The sequence below is a fragment of the Streptomyces blastmyceticus genome (assembly GCF_039521185.1).
GTDB classification, from domain to species: domain Bacteria; phylum Actinomycetota; class Actinomycetes; order Streptomycetales; family Streptomycetaceae; genus Streptomyces; species Streptomyces blastmyceticus.
On sequence record NZ_BAAABW010000013.1, the window covers coordinates 366,682 to 387,958 of the forward strand.

Here is a 21,277-nt window from a genome sequence, read left to right on the forward strand (position 1 = left end):
CTTCCATCCGCGCGGGTGGCAAGGACACTGATCTGCCCTCCGGGTACGGGGCTGTGGCATCTGTCCAGTCATGTTCCGGTCACCTCTACCTGTCCATCGGGCAGGTAGAGCGCCTTGCTCGGCAGACTGGTTCCGGCAGCGGGGAAGCTGCCGAGCTCGTACAGGTCCGCACCAAAGATCCGTTGCTCGGGCCGGTTCATGAGACGAAAGTGCGTGGAGTCGCTGAGCACGGCCGACACCAGTTGCTGGGCAATGCGGCTGTTGTCGAGGAGGACGTAGTGCGCTCTCGCTGCGTGCATCTGCTGTGCGAGTTCGTCCGCGGTCGTGGGGTTCCCCAGGACAGTGGTGCGGCGCTGGAGCCGTGAGCCGATCAGTGGATGCACGAAGGGTTGTACGTGGCTCTGAAGCAGCGCGATGACGGAGCCATCAGGGACCTCCGCCAGCGCGTCGTAGCCGAACCAGGGCCAGATCCTGGCAGCGGCATCAGGGTGTTCAGCCAGGTCGATGACAGTGTGCAAGGGGGTGAATGGCTGGCCGTCGGGGCCATGCACGGTCGGATCCTGCTGCGTGGTGATCGGCAACGCCGACTGTCCCCACCAGGATGAAAGCGCCAGGAGCCCGGCTGCGGACGCTCTGACACCTACGGCCAGCAGCCGTGGCAGACGCCCACCAGCACGGGGCCGCGACAGACGGGTAAGAGCATAGGCGGCCAGTGGCAGGAGCGTACCGACGCTGATCAGGACATACCGAGCCCACCACGAAGCGGGGCTGACGGCCATCCCCAGCACCGCAGCAAAGCCCAGAACGCGCCCGGGCCCCCGCCGACGCGGGCTGTGCAACCAGAGGACCAGGCCGACCAGAGCGCCCGGCAGGATCAGCAGCAGCCATGTGGGCCCCAGGCCGCCGAGGCGGATGTCGTAGCCGACGTAGTGGGTCCGCAGGCCGTCTGCCCATGAGGTCCAGGTCTGCGAGAGCCTTCCGGCACCGCGGAGCGCCATCGGCACGTTGTGGCCGATCACAAGTTCTTCCACCGAACCACGGCCCGGGAATCCCAGCAGGCTCACGGGGTAGAAGGGGCTTCCGTACGCGATCCAGGTCCGCAGATACCACCACGAGCCGACCGCCAGCACAGGCAGAGCCCATACGACAACGACTCTCCCGGGGAGACCTCTGTGGAGGGCCTTGCGGTTCTGCAGCCGCAGGAGCTGGGGGAGAATCGCGAGTGCGACCAAAGGCAGGATGATGAGGTTGCTGGTTTTGGAGCCGATCGCGAGTCCGGTCGCCAACCCGGTCGCTGCCGTGCGCAGCAGAATCTGCTTTCGAGGTCTTACCGCCAGTGCGGCCTCGCTCAGTCCGGCCGCCAGGCTGAGCGCCCCCAGATCGAGTGAGGCGGAACTGGCGTCCACGTAAAGGGTGTTGGCCTGCGCAAACACCGCAGGAGTGAGCAGGAACGCGCACCCGGCCAGGAGGGCATGGCTTCGGCGGGCACCCAGCTGGCGGGCCAGTGAGAGGACGCTCAACCCTCCGAGCAGGTAGCAGGGCAACTGCGCCAGCGGGGCGTACTGGACGGAGTGCAGGTAGACCGACGGCCAGGCCGCGACCAGTTCGACACCCATCGGATAGGTGTCAGCCCAGAGATTCTCAGGGGTGTGCACGAGCCGACCGGCCTGGACCCATTTGTCGGGTCCGACCAGGTGGTACATCAGTCCGTCGTAGTCTGCGGCGGGCAGGTGCAGCGAGAGCCAGGCCCGCAGCCCGTACACCGCTGCCGCGACCAGGAACACCAGTGCTGTCACGGGGTGACGCCAGGTGTGACGGGCGGTGAAGCTCATGCAAGCGCGGAGCAGCCGGAGGTTGGCTCGCACGCGGCACGACATCCGGGATCGGCCTGGGGCCCATGCCAGGCCCCAGCACAGCACCGCGTATACAGCTGCCCCCACCGCGAGGGGGACTGGACGATAGCTGCTGAACAGGCCGCCGACGCCGAGGCTGACGAGAGTGAAGCCGGCGAGTGCACCGGTAACGAGCAGCACCGGAAGATCATGTGTGCGTACGGGGGCCTTCGCCGCGAGGATGGCGCAGGCGCCGAGACCGACGAAGGCGATGCTCATCGCCAGCAGCCACACGTTCAGAGTTCTCGCCTCCAGGGTTCAGTAGTGGCCGGGTGCGTCACACCCCGGCCACTGCACAGCCGTAGAGTGCCGCCCAGATCAAACCGATCACCATCAGCGGCCGGTCACCGAGGACCACGTCCTCCGGGGACCCGGCGGTCGCGCGGTCGGTGAACACCGCATATCGGAGCACGGACAGGACAAACGGAACGATCGACAGCTGGCGCCACGGGAGTGTGGCCGCGAGGGCTGGACGCGCGAACGTGGAACCGTCCAGTGCCCACAGACAGTAGCCCGCCAGAGTCAGGCCGGCCGCGAGCTGCCAGACGAAGCGCAGATAGCCGGCGGTGTAGGTGACGAGCAACGCGCGGGTGGCGCCTCCTTGATCCCGTGTCGACCTGCTCTCGGAGTAACGCTTCGACGCGACGATGAAGAGAGCCCCGAAACCCGCCGTGATCAGGAACCAGCGCGAGATCGGGATACCGATGGCCAGACCACCGATCATGGCGCGCATCAGGAATCCAGCGGCCACCAGCACGAGGTCGACCACCAGCTGGTGCTTGAGGACTGTGCAGTAGGCGACCTGCAGTACGAGATACACACCAATAACCAGCGTGGCCGGCGCATTGCAGAACTCCGCTGCACCTGCCATCGCTGCGGTGGCGAGCAGCGCACTCGTGGCGCACGCCACCGGCGGCCTTACGATTCCGGACGCGATGGGACGGTGGCATTTGCGCGGGTGCGCGCGATCGGCCTCGGCGTCCATCACGTCGTTGAAGAGGTAGACGGCTGCGGCAGCGCCGGTGAACAGAACGAAGACGACACCCAGTTGTCCGGCTTCCGCCAGGGAGCCGAGCCGCCCTGCGGCCACCGGCGCCGCGAGCACCAAGACGTTCTTCACCCACTGGCGAGGCCGGGCAGCGCGCAGAAGACCTGCGGCCAGCTGGAGATAGCGACATGAGACGGGCGCCCGGGTGATGACCTGCGTTTGCAGTGTCTCAGGCGCTGTCTCGACGGGCTGGTCAGAGGTTGCCGGCAGACTCCGCAGGTTCTCAGAACCCGTTGTTGCATTGATCAGTTCGCCTGTCGGCCGAACGGGGGTGCCCGGTGTCATCTCGGTCGGGTGATCTTCCGGCGGCCCGGGCATGAGGGCAGAACCTCCTGAACAGCACGTGGGGGCGAAGCCACCCGAGCAACAGGAGGCCGATTGTCGCAGTTGCGCGCGCTGGAGTCTGCAGAGTCCAACTCGGCGGCCCTATCGTGTGATCGCCTCGCTCGCGCGTACGGCGGCGCTGATCGGGTGCCGCGGTAGCCGTCGGAAACTTCGGGTGCGGGGATGTCCGCCGCCGGTCCGGGGAACGCGGAAGCGGTTCATATCCTCGGGCATGGGCTCGCTGTCCGGCGGTGACCACCACAACCGGGTGGTGAAGGGCACCCCTGACAATGACGCTGAGATGGGACGCGCAGCTGGCCCGCGGGATAGGTCGTTCCGGTTGTCGTGGGGCGGGGCGATCTGACCGGCTGGGAGCAGGCTCGTCTCGAGCTGCACCTGCCGGAGAAGGCGGGGCGGAGCGGTCGTTGGAGGAGCCACCGCAGGGCCATCAACGGGATCCTGTTCCGACTGCGGACCGGGACTTCGTGGCGGGACCTGCCGACGCGGTATGGGAAGCAAAAAACGGCTCACGACCGGCATCACCGCTGGTCAGCGGACGGAACGTGGGACGGAGCTCTGCGTGGGGCCCAGGCAGATACTGATACGGAAGGCTGGATCGTCTGGAGCATGGTGAGCGTGGACTCGACCTCCTGCTGTGCTGTGCCGATGGTGTCAGTGCATGGGGAGCAGTGGCCGCTGGCAGCGGTAGGGGCGAGGTTCTGTACATCGGCGGCCCAGGTGGCCGCGTGCGGCTGACGGTGGACCAGGCCGTATGACCAGACGGCGAGCGCGTCGCATGCTTCTTGCCGGACACACTCCACCAGCGGTTGTCCCGGCAGACCCGCCACGCGGTCCGGTCCGCCATGGCGGACCCGGCGCCGCGTGCTTCGTCGGCCAGGAAGCGGTAACCGAACTCCGGGTCGTCACGGTGGTGGGCGTCGAACAACGCGTTCGCGCGATACGCCTCCTCCTCGACCACGGCGTCGGCCACCGGCTTGTCGAGCCAGCAATAGCAGGGCTGTCCGGCGAGCTTCAGGACCCGGCACGTCACCGTGCACCTGGGAGATCAATGTCGACTCCACCGTCCGTCGGGGTCCACCAGCGCGCCGCCGGGGCGAGGAAAGACATCCGATGCAGCCATGCGCGAAGATGACAGCCCGGGCTGATCGGGCGAGCTGCTGTACCTGGCTCCCGGTGGTGCCTGGCCGGCAGGAAGTCTGCTTTCTCGGCCTGGTCGCTGCCCTGGTTGTTTTGGGCCCGTAACTGGCATGTGGCCCAGACCTGCCGACGGAAGGTCACCGGTCCCCGCTCCTCGTACGCCCGGCTGACTCCTGCCCGTCGGCTCGTCGTAGGCCCTCCCTGCCAGCGTGCACGCGTTCCGCCACCCCTCCGGCCGCGAGGACGGAACCACCCGCCCCACCAGACCATCTGTTTGATCAACGGGGATCTCGGCAAGGCGCACCGCGCACACGCAAGGGCATCAAAGGGGCGGAATCGGCATGGCCATCGGCAGGCGCACACTTCTGGCAGCGGGTACCGGACTGGCGGCGACCGCCGCCTGGGGCATCACGACCACGACGAGCAGAGCGGGTACAGCGGGGGCAGCCGCGAAAAAGGCCGGCAACAGCGACTGGACCGCCCTGGGCAAGGGCCTCTCCGGCGGCCTCGTACGTCCCGACGACGCTGACTACACCGCTGCCCGTCGGCTCTACAACACCCGCTTCGACGCGCTGCGCCCGGCCGCGATCGCGTACGTCGCCGGCACCCCGGACATCGCCGCGGCTCTGACGTTCGCCCGCCGCTTCTCCATACCCGTTTCCATACGGAACGGCGGTCACAGCTACGCCGGGTGGTCCAGCGGCAACGGCCGACTTGTCATCGACGTCTCGCGGCTGAAGAGCGTCCGCACCCCGTCGGCGTCCACCGCCGTCATCGGCGCCGGCGCCAAACTCATCGACGTCTACACCGGCCTTGCCGCGCACGGCGTGACCATCCCGGCGGGTTCTTGTCCCACCGTCGGCGTCTCCGGGCTCACTCTGGGCGGCGGGCACGGCATCCTCTCCCGTGCCTACGGCCTCACCTGCGACAGCCTCACCGGCGCCACCGTCGTCACCGCCGACGGCAGGAGAGTCGACTGCGACGCCGCCCGCAACCCCGAGCTGTTCTGGGCCCTGCGCGGTGCGGGCAACGGCAACTTCGGTGTCGTCACCGAACTCCGCTTCCGCACCCACGCCGTGGGCGAAGGGACGACCGGTTACCTCTCGTTCCCCTGGTCCAAGGCCGCGGCCGTCGTGCAGGCGTGGCAGGAGTGGGGGCCGAGCCGGCCGGACGAGATCTGGTCCGCGTGCGACCTGTCCGCCGCGGCAGGCGGCACCCCCCGAATATCCGTCGCCGCGTTCTCGATCGGCTCGCAGCAGGACCTCGAGAACGCCTACGACGAACTGACCGGCAAAGTGGCCAAAGCAAGCGGCGGCAGCGCAGGCATCGGGGCTGTCAGCCTGCGGCGCCACTCCTACCTCGACACCGTCCGCGCCTACGCCGGCTGCGGTCAGAAGTCCGCCGAGCAGTGCCACCTCCCCGGTAAGACACCCGGCCGCGAGCCCTCGGGACAACTGGAGCGTGAGACGTACGCGGCCCGCTCGGACTTCTTCGACCGCCCGCTGGACGCGGCAGGCACCCGGGCCCTGCTCGACCAGCTGGAACGCTTCGGGCGGGGAGTCAAGGGCGGTGGTGCCTCGGTGCAGCTGACGGCCCTGGGCGGCGCGGTCAACCGCGTACAGCCCCTGGCGACGGCCTTCGTCCACCGGCGCCACCGCGTGCTGGCGCAGTACCTGACGTCGTGGGCGGCGGGCGGGACGGGCCAGGCGCAGACCGCCTGGCTCGAGGGCATGCACGCAGCCATGCGCGGCCACGCCTCGGGAGCCGCGTATCAGAACTACACGGACCCGGGCCTGAAGGACTGGCGCACCGCGTACTACGGGGACGCGGCCGGCCGACTGGCGAAGCTGAAGCAGCAGTACGACCCCCAGCGCGTCTTCGACTTCCCCCAGGCGCTGTGATGCCTGCCCCTGGAACCGGGTGGCTCTGGTCGGCGTGGCGGTTTTCGCCGGTCTCGGGCCGGATCTCGTTCGTGGCTCGCGACCTGGCGTAGAGCCTGTCAGCGGCCGGTTGAAAATCCCCGGTGATGGTCAGATCGTCTCCCCACTGTGGCCACTTTGGTTCCCCGCTGGTGGCCACTCCGTCTACGCAGCGTGATCAACGGCGCCGATTGCCCCGCCAAGGCAGGACCGGTGGCGGGTCGCTGAGCCCCCGGGCAGGCTGTTTGGGGATTGGCGACTTGCCATCGTCACCGTCCCAGCGGCGACCGTACTGATCCGGGAGGCTTCCCCAGCCCAGTACGGAACCGGATTGGTGGGCGCCTTTCCGAACTCTTCCAGTGGATCGACGCGTGTCCTGTCGCAATGAAGATTGCGCAGCCTTATCGAAGTCCGAGCGAAGTCGTAGCCCGATGCACTGGTGGATCGCCTCTCCACGTGAGTACCGAGAGGTAGTTCAGGCCGCCGGGTGGATGGCTTCCGTACGGTTGCGGGTGAGGAGTAGTTCCCACACGAGGTCGGCGAGCTCGTCGGGGTCGACGGAGGGCAGTGTGACGGCGAGGCCCGTATCGCTGGATGTCAGGGCCTGGTGTGTTTCGCTGTGGCCGATCACTGCGCGTACGGCCAGAGTGCCCGCGTACACACCGCGGTCTGCCACCTCGTCGTGGAGCGTGTGGATGTAGTTCCGGCAGGCTGCCATCGCCGGTACCGGGCCGGACAGACCGGCCGAGGGCGCCACGACCGAGTAGCCGAAGCCGACGAGAATGCCTCCGTCGCCGCGCTCCAGCATCTCCGGCAGCACCGCGTGCACCAGTTCGACAGGAGTCAGGAAGTACAGGTTCACCCAGTCCCGCAGCATCGCGGCATCCAGTTCGGCGGCGGGGACCAGGGGCGCCAGGCTCAGCGGCGCGTACTGCACCACGTCGATTCGCCCGAATCGCTCGCGGATCGCCGCGACCGGTGCGGAGATGTCCTCGGTACGGCTCAGGTCCGCGGCGAACGCTGCCGCCTCGATACCTTCCGCCTCCAGCGCCTCGACGAGGGCGTCCAGAGCCTCCCGGCGGCGGGCGACCAGCGCCACCCGGTAGCCCTCGCGGCCGAAGCGGCGGGCTACCGAGCTGCCCAGTCCGGTGCCGGCGCCGAACACAGCGATCGTCTTGTCCACAGCACGCTCCTCGATGAACCCACGGCCAAGGCCCGTCACTCAATACTCGGTGAGACAACCCTGCCAAGCATCAAGACCAGTGAGCATGCTCAACCTTTCCTGAGACGGGACACCAGCGGGCACAAGCGTGATCGATAGCTTCCGCGAGCTGGCCGAAGGAGTGGGCCCGCGCGGCAGCGAAGATTCGCCCTGGTCTGGGCCACAGGTCCGTCCCGTGCCCGGAGACCAACTCGACACGGACGGACAACCATGTGCGCGCCATGCCGACTTGCCCCCGGACCAGATGCCAGGCCACGAGTGAGACTACAGAACGTGAGCAACGGGTGGGGAATCAAGCCGTCCGTACGCGGGGAATCCCTGATGGCCGCCCACAAGAGCCCGTATGCGGCCGGGCCGCAGTTCCATACGCTTGTTGGGAAGCGTGCCGCGGCAGTATGCGTTCTTCCGTCGGCAGTCGAGGATGTCCTCGGCGTACCAGCAGATTTTTCGTCTGTTGGTGGTACACGGCTTCCCCCGCTTGTGACCTGCGCTAACGGGCGGAATTGCCCGATGCGAAGCCGAGTTGGTCCGCACCTGGTCCGGATCTTGGTGTGTGGTGCCAGCAGGGGAGCTTCCCGCGGTGCTGCATGGCACAGGTAGGCGATAGCGTCTCGTGCGGTCCAGGTCAGGGCCTTGTGGTCCAGGAGCGTCAATGCTGTTGGTGAGACACGTGTGATACCGCGTGAGAGGTGAGGAACCCCCGTCGGCTGCCTTGCTCCGGTGGGGGTTCTGCGTGTGGCGGTGGGTCGCGCGGGGGCGAGAGCTCGCCGCGGCCACCGGCAAGACGTTGGGGCGCCCGGCCGTGACGACATGTGGTCAGTGCTCGGCCGCCGCTGGTCACGTGGATAGCCGCGACACGGCTTCGCCGAAGCGGTACCCGGGCACTGAGATCGCCCCGGCTGATGCGGCGCGCCACGGTGTCGGTGTGGTGCAGCCGGCGCGTCACCCGCGAAACCGCGATACCCCCGACGAGCAGGGCACAGCCGATCGCCAGGACCGAGGAGGTGACGATTGCCTTGTCGAGACTGGCGATGGTCTGCGCACTACTGCTGTAGTCGCTCCGGGTCGCCAGCACCTTGCCGTCTGCGAGGGTTGCGGCACACGAAGCCTGCTGAGGGGATCCGCAGCCGGGTCGGCTTGGACGCCTGCATCGGCTCCGCTGACTGCCCGGTCGGCTGGGCAGCGGAGGCATCAGTGACAGAGACGTCGGGTGCCTGACCACCTCCCGGGAAACAAGCTGCCAGCCCACCGCACAGCGCAAGAGCCAATACGCTCGCGGTCACGACTCCGTGGCCACGAGCACGGCTTCGGGTCAGGACAGCGGACACGGAAACCTCCTGAAGATCACAGCCAAGTGGGGAAGACGGGGCAAGACGAGGAGGAAGGCGAGAAGAGGTCGGCCTCGTAGCCGGAGCCCACCTTGTAGATCTTGGCGGTGATGCCGCCCGCGAGCATCTTCGCTGTGACGAAGGCCTGCCCGCCCTTGGACGGCTCCTTAAGGGGTTACTTCAGCGCGCTTCGCTTCTGCCACTGGTCCCAGTTTTCCTGCCAGGCCTCGAGGCCGTTGCCGACGTCGGTCTTCTCCGTGTTCGAGGTGTTCTTGACCTCGACGGTGGAGCCGATCGACAGGAAGTCGTAGACCTTCTTGGCGTCTTCGATTCTCATGCCGAAGCAGCCGTGGCTGTTGTTCTCCACGCCGATGGACCTGTTCCAGGGCGCGGAGTGCAGGAAGGTGCCGGAAGCGGTCAGGTGGATCACCCACTGCGAGGGCAGCGACCATTGGTTGCCGTAGCCGATGGTGGACGAGTCCATGACCTCGTCCGCCGCCTTGCTCCGCACGGTGTGGATGCCACCCCGAGTGGGGGTTTCCAGGGAGCCGGCCGAGCCCTTGACGCTGCCGACCTCCTTGCCGTCCTCGTACATGGTCAGGCTGTGGCTGGGCACGTCGATGACCGCCTTGCGGTCCTTGCCTGTCGAGAAGCCGTAGTTGTAGTCGCGGGCGAACCAGCCGCCCTCGCCCGAGTCGATGCCGGCCAGCGAGCCCTTGACGCTCACCTTGGTCCCGGCGGGCCAGGGGCTCTTGGGCCGCCAGTCGATGCGGTCCTTGCCGGAGTAGTCGGTGACCCAGCCCCAGGCGCCCTCCACCGGCACCGAGGTGCCGACCTTCAGGGCCTTCTCGATCTCGGCACGCTTGTCCTTGTCGACCTGGTGGTCGAAGAGGATCGAGACGGGCATGCCGGTGCCTACGGTCTCCCCGTCGGCCGGGGTGTTGGTGAGCTTGTTGACCTTCGGGGCCTGCTGGGTGGTGAACTTCGAGGTCGTCGAGGACTCCCGGCCCTTGGCCGACCTGGCCGTGGTGTGCACGGTGTAGGTGGCCTGCGGCCTGACCTTCCCCTGCGAGGTCCACGAGGACCCATCGTCCGTCAGCTGCCCGGCGACACTCTGCCCCTTGTCGTCCTTGACGTCCACGGCAGTGAGCCTGCCGCCGTCGGCCTTGACGGAGATGGGCGAGCCGAGCGCGGCCGCCTTGCCGTCGGCGGACGGGGTGACGGTGACCTTGGCCTCCGGGCCGGCATCCGCCTTGGCCCCGCCGGAACATGCGGTCAACGCCAGGGAACCCAGAAGAGCGGGTATCAGCAGGACGGGACGACGGCCCGATCCGATGCGCACGAGTGCGACCTCCATAGCTGCAAGAAATCCGTGGCGGGCCCTGCCCTGTCACCGGAACAGACGGGTTGTGCTCCCCCCCCACCATCCGTACTGAACGGCTCCGGGCTCGTTGTGGCAGGCCCGTACAAAGACTGGTGACGCGAGCGGTGTCGCCCGGCCATGTCCTGCATCAAGTCTGTGCGCCGGAAGGGGCCGGTTTGTGCAGCGTGTGCTGCTCTTGTGCAGCGCACGCTGCACCGAGCTGGGCGCTGGCCGTGATATGGCAGGGGCTGCCGAGTGCCCTGAATCCACCTGGGCTCGGGTTCAGGCCGGGTGGGCGCCGTGCCTGCGCAGCCCGCCGGGCGGGGGACGAGGGAGGTCCTTAGGATCGCCTGCAGTTGGTGTGTTCTAACGCGGAGGCTGCGCGATGGTGGTCAGTGTGCTGGTGGTCGACGACAGCGAGATCATGCGCCGGGGCCTGGCCGAGGTGCTGGAGGCCAGCCGTGACGTGCATGTGGTCGGGCAGGCATGGGACGGGCACAGCGCCGTCGAGGCGGCCCGGCAGTTCGTGCCGGACGTCGCCCTGGTGGACATCCGGATGCCGGGTATGGACGGGCTGACCGCCACCCGCCGGCTGCGCCTGCTGCCGCGGCCCCCGTTCGTGGTCATCCTCACCATGTTCGGAGAGGACGAGTACCTGGTCGAGGCTCTGGACGCGGGGGTGAGCGGGTTCTTGCTGAAGAACACCCCGCCCGACCAGCTGGTGCGCGCGATTCTGCTGGTCGCCCAGGGCCACTCGATGGTCGATCCCGCTGTCACCGGGCGGATCATGCAGCTGGCCACGGCGCGGCGGCAGGCCGAGGCCGGCGGCCCGGAGCTGACCGGCGACGAGAGGGTGGTGCTGGCCTCGTTGGGCGAGCGGGACCGGGAGCTGCTGGTACTCATCGGCCAGGGTCAATCCAACGCACAGATCGCCGGGCAGCTCGGTGCGGGCGAGGGAACCGTGCGCGGGCAGGTCAGCCGGCTGTTGAGCCGACTGGGCCTGGACAATCGGGTTCAGGCAGCACTGTTGGCCTACCGGGCGGGACTGTCACGCTGACCGGGCGGGGCCGGCATGCCCGGGCACGAAAACCGCCAGCCGGAATCCGTCGCCGCAGGGTCCGGCCTCCGCGTACCCGCCCAGCAGCACGGCCCGCTCCCGCACCCCCAGCAGCCCGCTGCCCGAGCCGACGGCCGCCTTGAGACGGGACCCGGTGGCGGAGGTGTTGACGACCTCCAGGTGCAGCCCGTCCGCACGGCAGTCCACCACCACACGGACCTCCGATCCCGGCGCATGCTTGTTGGCGTTGGTCAGCGCCTCCTGCACCATCCGGTACAGAGCATGCTGCACCACCGTGCCCAGCGCCTGCGGATCACCGGCCACCTCCAAATCCACCCGCTGACCGTTCGCCCGTGCACGCTCCACCAGCTCCGGCAGCTGTCCGGCACCGGGCTGCGGCGCCCGCGGCGCTCCGCCCGCGGCGTGCTCCGGGGCGAGCACGCCCAAAATCTCCCGCAGCTCCTCCAACGCCGCCCGCCCCTCCGAGCCGATCAGCTCCGCCTTCTCGACGACTCGGGCATCCCCCGCGCTGGAGCCGACCGTCAAGGTCGTCGCCGTCATCACCATGTGCCCGACCCGGTGCGAGACCACATCGTGCAGCTCCCGCGCGATCTCGCGGCGCTCCTGGGCGCGCGCCTGCTCCACCAACAACTCGTGCCACCGCCGCGTGATCTCCAGCTGCCCCTGCGCGGCCCGGGCCAGCTCCTGCGCCGAGTGGGTCAGGTCCCGGCGGACCGCCACCGCATAGCCGACGATCAGCGAGCCGGTCACCAGGGCCAGGGAGTACGCCGCCCCGCGCCAGTCCCAGGCCGGTCCCCCGATCCGAGCCGCGGCCAGGTCCGCCACGCACCCGGCGACCCCGAACGCCCACAACACCCGCAACCGGTCACGGAACACCTCGCCCACCGTGAAGAGGGCCACCGCCAGCGCCAACGGCGTGAACACCAACGTGTGAGCGACCAGCAGCACCACGGCCACCAGCACCGGAAAACGCCTGCGCCACCACAACGCCAGCCCGGTCACCCCAGCCAGCCCGGCCACAAGGTATCTGGGACCGCCGGTCAGCAAGCCGTTCGACCACCAGGTGACCCAGCTGTCCGCGACGCCGGCAACCACCACAACCGCCACCAGCGCCGCGTCGACCCGACGCGGCGGCCATGCCCGCCACCACCCAACAGCCACACCAGCAGCGTAAAACGACTACCCACAGCACGCAGATCAAGGACGCCTGCCTTCGCGGCGCCTCAGTCGCACAGCGGGCATCGAACCGCTCGTGCTGCCTCACCCCCAGGAGGGGATCCCACGGTGATGAAACCCCTGTGGGTGGAGCTGCTGTCGCCGACGCAAGTCGCCGGGGTGCGGGGGTGGTTGAGAACCCGGGATCTCGTACTCAACGAGCGGAAGGCGGCGACGTGACATATGAGCGTTTCGTGACAAAGGAGAGTTTACGCGCTATATGCGGAACCTCTCGTGGTGGTTCGTTCATCCGGGAGGATGAACTCAGTCCTCTCGCCTTTGGAGCATCAGGATGTCTTACCCGCCCACGGGGACCTACCGGTCCCGGGGTCGCTTTCGTGCCTCGCGGGCCCGGCGATGGCTCATCGTCGTCGCCTCCCTCGCCGCACTCGCACTGATCGCCTGGCCGGTGATGAGCTACTACGAGATTCCCCCGTTCACGGACAAGGGTGACCCTGTCAGCTACGGCCATGCCGACGGCGCGAACGGAGGGAAGCCGGCCGATTCCAGGACACTGATGCCCACGGGCCCGGATGCCGATCTCCGCAATGCCGGGACGAGGAAGGACGGCTCGACGATCAGCGTGGTGACCCTGGACGGCCCGAAGTCCGGGTTCAAGGGCAAGGTATGGGTCTGGGCGCCCAAGGAGTACACCAGCGACCCGAAATTCGCCACCAGCGGCTTCCCCGTCCTGATCGCCCTGCCCGGCGGCCCCGGTGACCCGAGCACGGGCAACTACTGGATAGGCCCGTTCACCACCCCGGACAAGAAAACCGTCAACCTTCAGGACAGCATCTCCCAGTGGTACCAAGAGGGTGCGAGCAAGCCGTTCCTGCTGGCCATGCCCATCCTCAACCCCAAGCCGGACGACGGCGGGCTCTACTGGGACGGCAGCGACATCCCCGGCCAGGAAAAGATGGGCACCTGGCTCACCGAGGACGTCCCCGACCTGATGAAGGCCAACTTCCGTACCCTCAAGTCCCGTGACGGCTGGGCCTACATGGGCTCCTCCTCCGGAGGATTCGCGAGCCTGAAGTCCGTCCTGAAGCACCCGGACAAGTTCAAGGCCGCTGTCGCCAACGGCCCCGACATCGTTCCCGACTCCCCGCTGTGGCGCGGCCACGAGAAGGAGAAGGCGGAGAACAACCCCGAGGTGCTGGCCAGGCAACTGGCGGCCGGCAAGGGGCCGGACGTCTACCTCGCCTTCCAGTACGGCACAAAGGAGAACAAGACGATGATCGACAGCGTCAAGAAGTTCACCGACACGTACGGAAAGGGCCCGGTCCACACCAAGCTCTGGGAGATACCAGGCGGACAGCACAACGCCGGCACGTACCTCGGCAACATGCATGACCCGCTGAAGTGGATCAGCGGCCAGATGGAAGGACCCACCCCCACTCCCTGAACGACGAGACAATGACAAGTTGATGCAGTGACTGCTGCGGCCCGAGACGCTCCGCTGCTGGTCGGTGTGAGGCCGGCGGAGAGGGCGGCGTTGTTCGGATCCGCGCCCGACGGCGGACGGCTCTGGCGGATGTACGACAAGGGGGGACAAGGGCTGGATGCTCGAGTACGGCGACAGCCCCTTGGGTCGGCCGATGATGATCGACAACAACCCCGACCAGTCCCGCGTCCACCTCGTGGAGCTCGGCGAGTCCAACCCCAACCAGTACTGGCGGTTCCGCCCGGCGGGGGACGGCCTCTACACGATCGGCAGCGGCGACCGCTGCATGACCGCGGCCGACTCCCGCAAGGACGTCGCCTCGGTCGGCTGCGACGGGCGCGCCGAGCAGAAGTGGAAGCTCGTCCCGATCGCCGACAACGACAACGGCAGCGAGGAGGGCCCCGGCACAACGGGCTGTTCAAGCTCCGCTCCGCCACCGGTGACCACGACGTCGAGGTCGCGGGCGGCGCGACGACCCGGGAGACTCACCTTCTGAACGGTGACCCGTCGGCCTCGACGGCCGCGTTCGTGAAGTACGACGGCTGGTACTGGTACGCCCAGTGGTACACCACCGTCGCCCCGGGGCAAGCCGAGTCCAACGGCGGCAAGCCGCGGAAGAAGCTCGGCCCCACCGCGTAGCGAGCCGATGTGGACAGGGGTCCGGTACGACGGTGCCGGGCCCCTGCAGGGGAGGAGTGAGGCCACGCTGACCACGCACGAGGTCGTGAATGGTCGGTTTTGGAAGTCCTTCGGGGGCTGATGTGAGGTCAGGCCGAGTGGGCGGGTGGCGGCGAGGTGCAGATCGCAAGTGCGGTCCAGAGCATGCTCGGGGGAACCGTCGAGGTGACGGTGAACGGCCGGCCTGGGGCGGGGATGGCAGCGGGCAGAAGCCGGGCGGGCGCTCGTGCGAGGTGGGAATGCGCCGATCGGCAGGTAGTCCCGGTTTTCCCTGGACGGGCGAGGGAACACTCTGCATGATCAACTGGTGACCACCCCAGAGACCGTCATCGAACGCCAGCTCGCCGCCTACAACAGTCATGACCTCGAAGCCTTCGCGGCGACGTACGCCGCCGACGTCTGCATCAACCGCCGCAGCGGCGACCGCCTGCTCGGGCGCGACGCCGTGCGGGATGCGTACGCCGACATGTTCGCCGAAGGCCGCTGCCGGGCCGAGATCGTCGGCCGGCTCACCGAGGGCGACTGGGTGGTGGACCACGAGATCGCCCACGGCATCACGGATGCCCCTCTCCGTGTGCTGGTCGCTTACCGGGTCCGCGACGGCCTGATCGACCACGTCGACTTCCTCGGCTGACTGCCGGACCTCCCTGATCAGGGCGCCCTTGAGCGCGTCGCGGACGACGTGCGGCGCAGGGTGCCGGACCGTCCTGAACGATCTTTCTGGGACTGGCTGTTGTCCTCCATGCCTGTGGCCCGAGCTGTCTTGACCGTCTCCGAGTGCCGTCGGGCCAGCTTGACCCGGTCGTGTCCGGCCGGGTCACGTTGACCGTTTCTGGCCGCGCCCCGGTCGCGAAGGCTGTCCCGGCAGCAGTGGAGGTGACCAGGGCGGGGCCGGCCCTGTTTCCCGGAGTCCCGGACTCCGATGCCTCGGATGCCTCGGATGCGAGTGTGGCCGGTGCAGGGGAGGTCGACGGCCCCGACGGAGAGGTTGGGGCGTGAATTGCCTGTCATATGCGGGTAGTTCAGGGAATTCTCAGACTTTCCGCGTACGGTTCCTCCCATGTCGCCCGTGCCGCGGCCGCGCCGCGCCATTCAGTTCGTGGGTCTCGCTGCTCTCGCGGGGGTCCTCGTCGCCGGTTTCGCTCTGCCCGTCGTGGGTCCCCTGGGGGCGTACGCCAAGACCACGGTGGGGGACTTCAACGACCTGCCGGCCGCCCTGAAGACCTCGGCCCTCGCCCAGTCCACCCGTATCTACGACGCCGACGGCGGCCTGATAGCCACCGCCTACTCCCGCGACCGCACCGTCGTGCCCGGCGACCGGATCGCCCCCGTGATGCGCAGGGCCATCGTCGATATCGAGGACCACCGCTTCTACCAGCACGGTGCCCTCGACCTCAAGGGGCTGGTCCGGGCCCTGCACACCGACGCAGGCAGCGGCCGCATCGCCCAGGGCGCCTCCACCTTGACCCAGCAGTACGTGAAGAACGTCCTCGTCGAGGCGGCAGGGGACGACGCCGGGGCCGTGCGGCAGGCCCAGCGCCAGACCCTCGACCGCAAGATCCGGGAGCTGCGGTACGCGATGACGCTGGAGAAGAAGCTCTCCAAGGACGAGATCCTCACCGGCTACCTCAACATCGCCTTCTTCGGCGAGCAGGCGTACGGCGTGGAGGCGGCGGCAGAGCGGTACTTCAGCGTGCACGCAGCCGACCTCTCACTTCCTCAGGCCGCGCTCCTGGCCGGACTCGTCCAGTCGCCGACGGCCTACGACCCGGTCACCTCCCCCCGCCTCGCCAAGGAACGACGCGACACGGTACTGCGGGCCATGGCCGGCTACGGCACCATCACCCGGGAGCAGTCCCGGCAGGCGATCGCCACACCGCTCGGGCTGCACGTCAGCGCCCCGCGGCAGGGCTGCGCCACGGCGTCCGACGGCGCCGGGTTCTTCTGCGACTACGTACGCCAGGTGGTCCTGGGCGACCCGGCGTTCGGCAGGACGGCCGCCCAGCGCCAGGCCCTGTGGCGGCAGGGCGGCCTGGAGATCCACACCACGCTCGTCCCCAAGGCGCAGCAGGCGCTGCGGCGTTCGGTCACCTCGCATGTGCTCACCACCGACCGGGCCGCCGCCGCGATGGCCGTGGTCCAGCCGGGCACCGGGCGGATCGTGGCGATGGGGCAGAGCCGCGAATACGGCGTGGGATCCCACCAGACGCAGATCGACCTGTCGGTCGGCACCCGTATGGGCGGCGGGCTGGGGTTCCCGACCGGCTCGGTCTTCAAGCCCGTCGTGGCGGCCGCGGCGCTGGAGAACGATATCGGGCCGTCCCGGAAGTACCCGGCCCCGTACACCATGGCGTGGCCGGCGATGACCGACTGCGCGGGGAGGAAGTACCCCGAGGCGGGGGAGGTGCACAACGACAGCCCGTCGCTGGTCGGCCCGTTCGCCATGCCGGAGGCGATGGCCAAGTCAGTCAACACCTATTTCGCCCAGTTGGAGGCCGACACCGGTCTGTGCGCGGTGGCGACGACGGCCGCCAAGCTCGGGATCACCGCCCAGGCGGACGGCAGCCGGCTCCAGGTGGTGCCGTCCCTCACTCTCGGCACCAACGACCTCACCCCGCTCGATGTGGCCGACGTCTACGCGACGTTTGCCGCCCACGGCACCACCTGTTCCCCCGTGGCCGTCACCTCGGTCAAGGCACCGGACGGGCACGAGCTGTCCGTCCCGCAGGCCGACTGCCACCGGGCGCTGTCCGCCGATGTCGCCGACACGGTCACCGGGATGCTCAAGGGCGTCGTCGAGGACGGCACCGGGCGGCCCGCGGGGCTGAGCGGGCGCGACAGCGCCGGCAAGACGGGCACCACGGATTCCAGCGAACAGGTCTGGTTCGCCGGATACACCCCCGAGCTGTCCGGCGCCGTGGTCGTCGGCGACGCTGAACACCCCCGGGACCTGGACGGACAGAGCATCGGTGGCAGCGTCGTGGGCCAGGCATTCGGCGGCACCCTGGCCGGGCCCATCTGGCGCGACGCGATCGAAGGGGCACTCGACGGACAGCCCGCGGGCAAGCTCGCCTCCGGCGGGTAGGCGGCACCGGCTGCCGCCGGGCTTGCGGGGTTTCGCTCGCGCCGCCAGGTCCGCGGTGCCGGTCGTGAGGTCGTCCGCGCCGAGAATCACGTGGGGCGCGGGCTCTGCTTCTGAGCGCCGCTGCTAACGTCCCTGACTGACTACTGTCAGGCACGGACTGCTGCAAGTTCGCTGCGCATCCGGTGTCGGTGGCGTAGCGGTGACTCGCCCACCTCGCGTTTGAACGCGTTGCTGAAGGCGCTCTCCGAGGTGTAGCCCAGTTCGGCGGCCAGCGACCGAACGGGGATGTCGCTGTCGCGCAGGGCCCGCCGGGCGAGCAGCATCCGCCAGCGGTTGAGGTAGGCGAGCGGCGGCACGCCCGCGACGGCACGGAAGCGTTCGGCGAACGTCGTGCGTGACATGGCCGCCTCGTGTGCCAGTTCCTCGAGGCCCCAGTGCCTTCCAGGTTCGGCGTGCATGAGGCGTAGCGCGGGCCGCAGTCGCTGGTCGGTGAGCACCCGCAGCCAGCCCGGGGGCAGTTCGGCCTGGTCGACGTACGCGCGCAGCATCTCCAGCAGCAGGAGTTGCGCGTGTTGCTGGATCGCGAAGGTCGAGCCCATCCGGTTCCCGGTCACCTCGTCGAACAGCTGGTGCAGCCTGGCGTGCAGGGCGCCTGCGGCGTCGGCCGCCGCCCGGATGTGCCCCAATGGCGGGAGCGTCTCCAGCAGCAGTGCGTCACCGGCCGGGTTGAGTTCGACACGACCGCCGATGAGCAGGTCGTCCACACCACTGTCGTCGCCGGCGAGGCGGGCGGTGGGCACGCCGATCTCGGGCAGAATCTCGCGGCGCGGCCCGTCGCCGGCGCCGCTCTCGACGTGCAGCCACGTGCGGCGGTTGAGGATCGCGATGTCGCCGGGCTCGAGCTCGATCGGCCCGTCGACGCCGTCGGTGGACAGCCGGGCCCGGCCGCGCACCATGATGAGGAACTTCAGCGGGTGGGCGGCGGACGGCTGCAACGGGTAAGCGGCGGGCACACGGGTCACCCAGGGGCCCCGCCCCGCGATACCGCTGGACAGCACCCCGCGGACCTCGACGAGGTCCAGCGCCTCGGACAGTTGGTCATCGGCCATATCCGAACTCTCGCGCAAGAAACACGGATCATCAATCATTCACAGTACGAACGTCCGTGCATAGCGTGAAGGCATGGCTCACAAGCAGCACCTGTCGGCTTGGTCTTCCCCTTGGCGTCCACGGCCGACGACGTCTAGGGGGGTGTCGACCTGTCCGGCGTCAGCGACGTCGTCGACCTGCGGCCTCACGGTTGGGGTGGAGGGCCGCCGTTCGCTGGGACGGCGCGCAGGATTCGGTTGCTGATCTGATGTGGTTGGCGGACCTGTGTCTGGGTGAGCCGGTCAATGACGGGCCGGTTGACGGCGCCGACGTGACCGGGGTGGCATCGACAACCTTGTCCAGATCGGCGTGACGTGCCCAGTCAAGCGAAGCTGCTCACCTTCAACTCGTCAGGATATCCACGTGGAACTCACGAAGCACACGCACTCCACCGTCGTTCTCACCAAGGGCGACTCCACCCTCGTGATCGACCCGGGGGCGTACACGCCCGACTCGGCAGAGCTCGTCGCCAGCACGACGGCCGTGCTCATCACGCACGACCACCCTGACCACTTCGACGCCGGCATCCTGAAGGCAGCTCTCGATGCTCAGCCGCCGCTACACGTGTGGGCCCCCTCAAACGTCGCGACCGAGCTCGGCGTGCACGACGGTCGTGTCGTGGCGGTTTTTGCCGGCGACAGCTTCGAAGCCGCAGGACTCCACGTGGCCGTCTTCGGCGAGCACCACGCGGCCGTCCACGCTGACCTCCCGCTCATGACCAACGTCGCCTACCTGATCGACGGCACCGTCTACCACCCCGGCGACTCCTACGTCGTGCCTGACGTCGCGGTCCAGACGCTGCTCGTGCCGGCGAGCGGCCCGTGGACCAGTCTCGGCAAGGGTATCGACTTCGTGCGGGCCGTGAAGCCGTCGCGTTCTGTCCGGATCCACGACCTCACGTTGAGCGAAGGTGAGGGTGCCTCGTTCGCGCGGTTCATCGGTGACCTGACCGGGGTGCCGCTGATGTCCCTTGAGGTTGGCGAGAGTGTCACGGTCTGAGATTCGGGCTCAGCCCGCCACGCGTCCAGGGCGGGCGTGACGGCGGACCTCGGTGTCGGCCGCGGGATGTGCCCCCCGTCAGTCCAGCCGCCAGGCTGGTTGCCCACGAGTACAGACTGCTGTACCTGAGCTGTCGCGTTCGCGGGATCGCAGGCGAGCCCACCGCGTTCGCAGTGCCAACTCACGACAGGAAGCTCCTTCGAGCAGGGAGCAGAGCACGTCGTGCGGCCATGGCAACCGTGGCATCCCAGTTAACCCCCCTCTCGACGCGCTTGACGAAGCAACCGCCCACATTGCCGCGATCAACGAATGGCCCTCCGCCTTCGATACACAAGCTCCAATCCGGGAAGGATGAACACATGGCTGGTCCGCTGAGCCTGCCCGAGGAATTCGCGCTGCTCTCCCTCGCCGACACCGGCAAGACGATCGACTCCGGCCAGGCCACGGGCGGCTGCGCCGTGGCCGAACTCGGTGAACTTGCGCTGCGCGGCAAACTGCTGCTCCGGCAGCGCGTGCACAAGGTGTTCGGCTGGAACGCGATTCGCCAGATCACCCACGTGATTGAGCTGGTCGACCGCACTCCTGTTGGTCTGGCCTGGGCCGACGAGCTGCTGGCCGAGTTGGCGAACGAGCCCGGGGCGGTGTCGCTGACCAAGTTGTTGCGGCGTCGGTACCGGTGGCGCAACGCGTTCCACTGGCATCGTGACGCGCTCGTCGCGCAGGGTCTGGTCCGGCACGTGCCACGGCGCGGGCTGTTCCGGCAGGCGCGGTATATCCCGGACCCGACCGTACGGAACAGGTTGATCGAGGAGGTCCGCCTGGCCACCGAGATTCTCCGGGACACCGGTGAGGGACGCCGGCTGGACGTGCACACGAAGTTCCTGTCCGACATGGTGATCCGCGGCGAGCTGGCCAAGGACCTGGGGGTTGTCAAGGGCCGTGGTTGGCGGGTGAACGTGATGTTCCTGGACGGGTTGCTGAACAGGGAGCTGTGGTCCGCACGCCGGCGCGCGCAGAACCGGGCTGCCGGGGTCGGGGCGCTGGACTCCATACCCGAGCCGCTGCGGTACACCAGCGAGGCGCTCGCCGACCTTGTGCCCAAGCGATCTCGCAACCGAGGGGACGCTGCCGACGGTGACTAGCCTCGCCGTTTCACTTGGGTACGGCTGGCTTTGGGCGGAAACGCGAAAGTGGCTTCCTGATCTGGGACGATGAACCTTGCTGAGGGGTTCTGTCGGTCCAGGCGGAGGGCGCTTTCTACGTGCAGGCTATCGGGTTGCGTCCCAAGGTCCATGTCAGTGCCGATGGGTCGGGGGTGGTCGGGCATGCCGGGGCACGGTTGCTGGCGGATCTCGCTGATGCCACTGGGCTGACC

General features: G+C 68.5%; 14 protein-coding genes and 1 pseudogene. 9 read left to right on the forward strand and 6 right to left on the reverse strand.

Annotated features, from left to right (window positions below; translation table 11 throughout):
• Positions 1-68: 68 nt before the first annotated feature.
• Both ABD269_RS11820 and ABD269_RS11825 read right to left on the reverse strand, forming a co-directional pair.
• Positions 69-2,126, reverse strand: a complete 2,058-nt coding sequence (locus ABD269_RS11820; RefSeq protein ID WP_344117753.1) for a hypothetical protein — start codon at positions 2,124-2,126, stop codon at positions 69-71.
• Between the two features lie 43 nt (positions 2,127-2,169).
• Entirely contained in the window at positions 2,170-3,258 is a 1,089-nt protein-coding gene (locus ABD269_RS11825; RefSeq protein ID WP_344117754.1) for a decaprenyl-phosphate phosphoribosyltransferase, read from the reverse strand.
• A gap of 351 nt (positions 3,259-3,609) precedes the next feature.
• On the opposite strand from ABD269_RS11825, the pseudogene ABD269_RS11830 reads away from it, so the two are divergent.
• Positions 3,610-3,924 (forward strand): annotated as a pseudogene (locus ABD269_RS11830) (transposase); the annotation flags it as partial.
• An 845-nt stretch (positions 3,925-4,769) separates the two neighbouring features.
• On the forward strand, positions 4,770-6,323 hold the full coding sequence (locus tag ABD269_RS11835) for an FAD-binding oxidoreductase (protein ID WP_344117890.1): 1,554 nt from the start codon (positions 4,770-4,772) through the stop codon (positions 6,321-6,323).
• Positions 6,324-6,816: 493 nt separating this feature from the next.
• On the opposite strand, the gene ABD269_RS11840 is transcribed toward ABD269_RS11835, so the two are convergent.
• Together ABD269_RS11840 and ABD269_RS11850 are read right to left on the reverse strand one after the other, a co-directional pair.
• Positions 6,817-7,524: an SDR family NAD(P)-dependent oxidoreductase gene (locus ABD269_RS11840; RefSeq protein WP_344117755.1), complete on the reverse strand. Its 708-nt coding sequence runs from the start codon at positions 7,522-7,524 to the stop codon at positions 6,817-6,819.
• A 1,542-nt stretch (positions 7,525-9,066) separates the two neighbouring features.
• Positions 9,067-10,233, reverse strand: coding sequence for a L,D-transpeptidase (locus tag ABD269_RS11850; RefSeq protein ID WP_344117756.1), 1,167 nt, complete (start codon positions 10,231-10,233; stop codon positions 9,067-9,069).
• Between the two features lie 406 nt (positions 10,234-10,639).
• Here ABD269_RS11850 and ABD269_RS11855 point away from each other — a divergent pair, with 406 nt between their 5' ends.
• Positions 10,640-11,311, forward strand: a complete 672-nt coding sequence (locus ABD269_RS11855) for a response regulator (protein WP_344117757.1) — start codon at positions 10,640-10,642, stop codon at positions 11,309-11,311.
• On the opposite strand, the gene ABD269_RS11860 is transcribed toward ABD269_RS11855, so the two are convergent.
• Positions 11,303-12,493: a sensor histidine kinase gene (locus ABD269_RS11860; RefSeq protein WP_344117758.1), complete on the reverse strand. Its 1,191-nt coding sequence runs from the start codon at positions 12,491-12,493 to the stop codon at positions 11,303-11,305. The genes ABD269_RS11855 and ABD269_RS11860 overlap by 9 nt on opposite strands.
• A gap of 346 nt (positions 12,494-12,839) precedes the next feature.
• Between ABD269_RS11860 and ABD269_RS11865 the strand changes: the two genes are divergently transcribed.
• The 4 genes from ABD269_RS11865 to ABD269_RS11880 all read left to right on the forward strand — a co-directional run bounded on the left by ABD269_RS11865 (position 12,840) and on the right by ABD269_RS11880 (position 17,754).
• Positions 12,840-13,952, forward strand: a complete 1,113-nt coding sequence (locus ABD269_RS11865; protein ID WP_344117759.1) for an alpha/beta hydrolase — start codon at positions 12,840-12,842, stop codon at positions 13,950-13,952.
• A gap of 157 nt (positions 13,953-14,109) precedes the next feature.
• On the forward strand, positions 14,110-14,487 hold the full coding sequence (locus tag ABD269_RS11870; protein ID WP_344117760.1) for an RICIN domain-containing protein: 378 nt from the start codon (positions 14,110-14,112) through the stop codon (positions 14,485-14,487).
• A 489-nt stretch (positions 14,488-14,976) separates the two neighbouring features.
• Positions 14,977-15,303, forward strand: coding sequence for a nuclear transport factor 2 family protein (locus tag ABD269_RS11875; protein ID WP_344117761.1), 327 nt, complete (start codon positions 14,977-14,979; stop codon positions 15,301-15,303).
• Positions 15,304-15,729: 426 nt separating this feature from the next.
• The gene (locus tag ABD269_RS11880; protein WP_344117763.1) at positions 15,730-17,754 is read left to right on the forward strand and encodes a transglycosylase domain-containing protein; all 2,025 of its coding nucleotides are present in this window, start codon (positions 15,730-15,732) and stop codon (positions 17,752-17,754) included.
• Positions 17,755-17,900: 146 nt separating this feature from the next.
• On the opposite strand, the gene ABD269_RS11885 is transcribed toward ABD269_RS11880, so the two are convergent.
• Positions 17,901-18,863: an AraC family transcriptional regulator gene (locus ABD269_RS11885; RefSeq protein WP_344117764.1), complete on the reverse strand. Its 963-nt coding sequence runs from the start codon at positions 18,861-18,863 to the stop codon at positions 17,901-17,903.
• A 403-nt stretch (positions 18,864-19,266) separates the two neighbouring features.
• Here ABD269_RS11885 and ABD269_RS11890 point away from each other — a divergent pair, with 403 nt between their 5' ends.
• Positions 19,267-19,902: an MBL fold metallo-hydrolase gene (locus tag ABD269_RS11890; protein WP_344117765.1), complete on the forward strand. Its 636-nt coding sequence runs from the start codon at positions 19,267-19,269 to the stop codon at positions 19,900-19,902.
• Between the two features lie 359 nt (positions 19,903-20,261).
• Positions 20,262-21,044, forward strand: coding sequence for a GPP34 family phosphoprotein (locus tag ABD269_RS11895; RefSeq protein ID WP_344117766.1), 783 nt, complete (start codon positions 20,262-20,264; stop codon positions 21,042-21,044).
• Positions 21,045-21,277 lie beyond the last annotated feature (233 nt).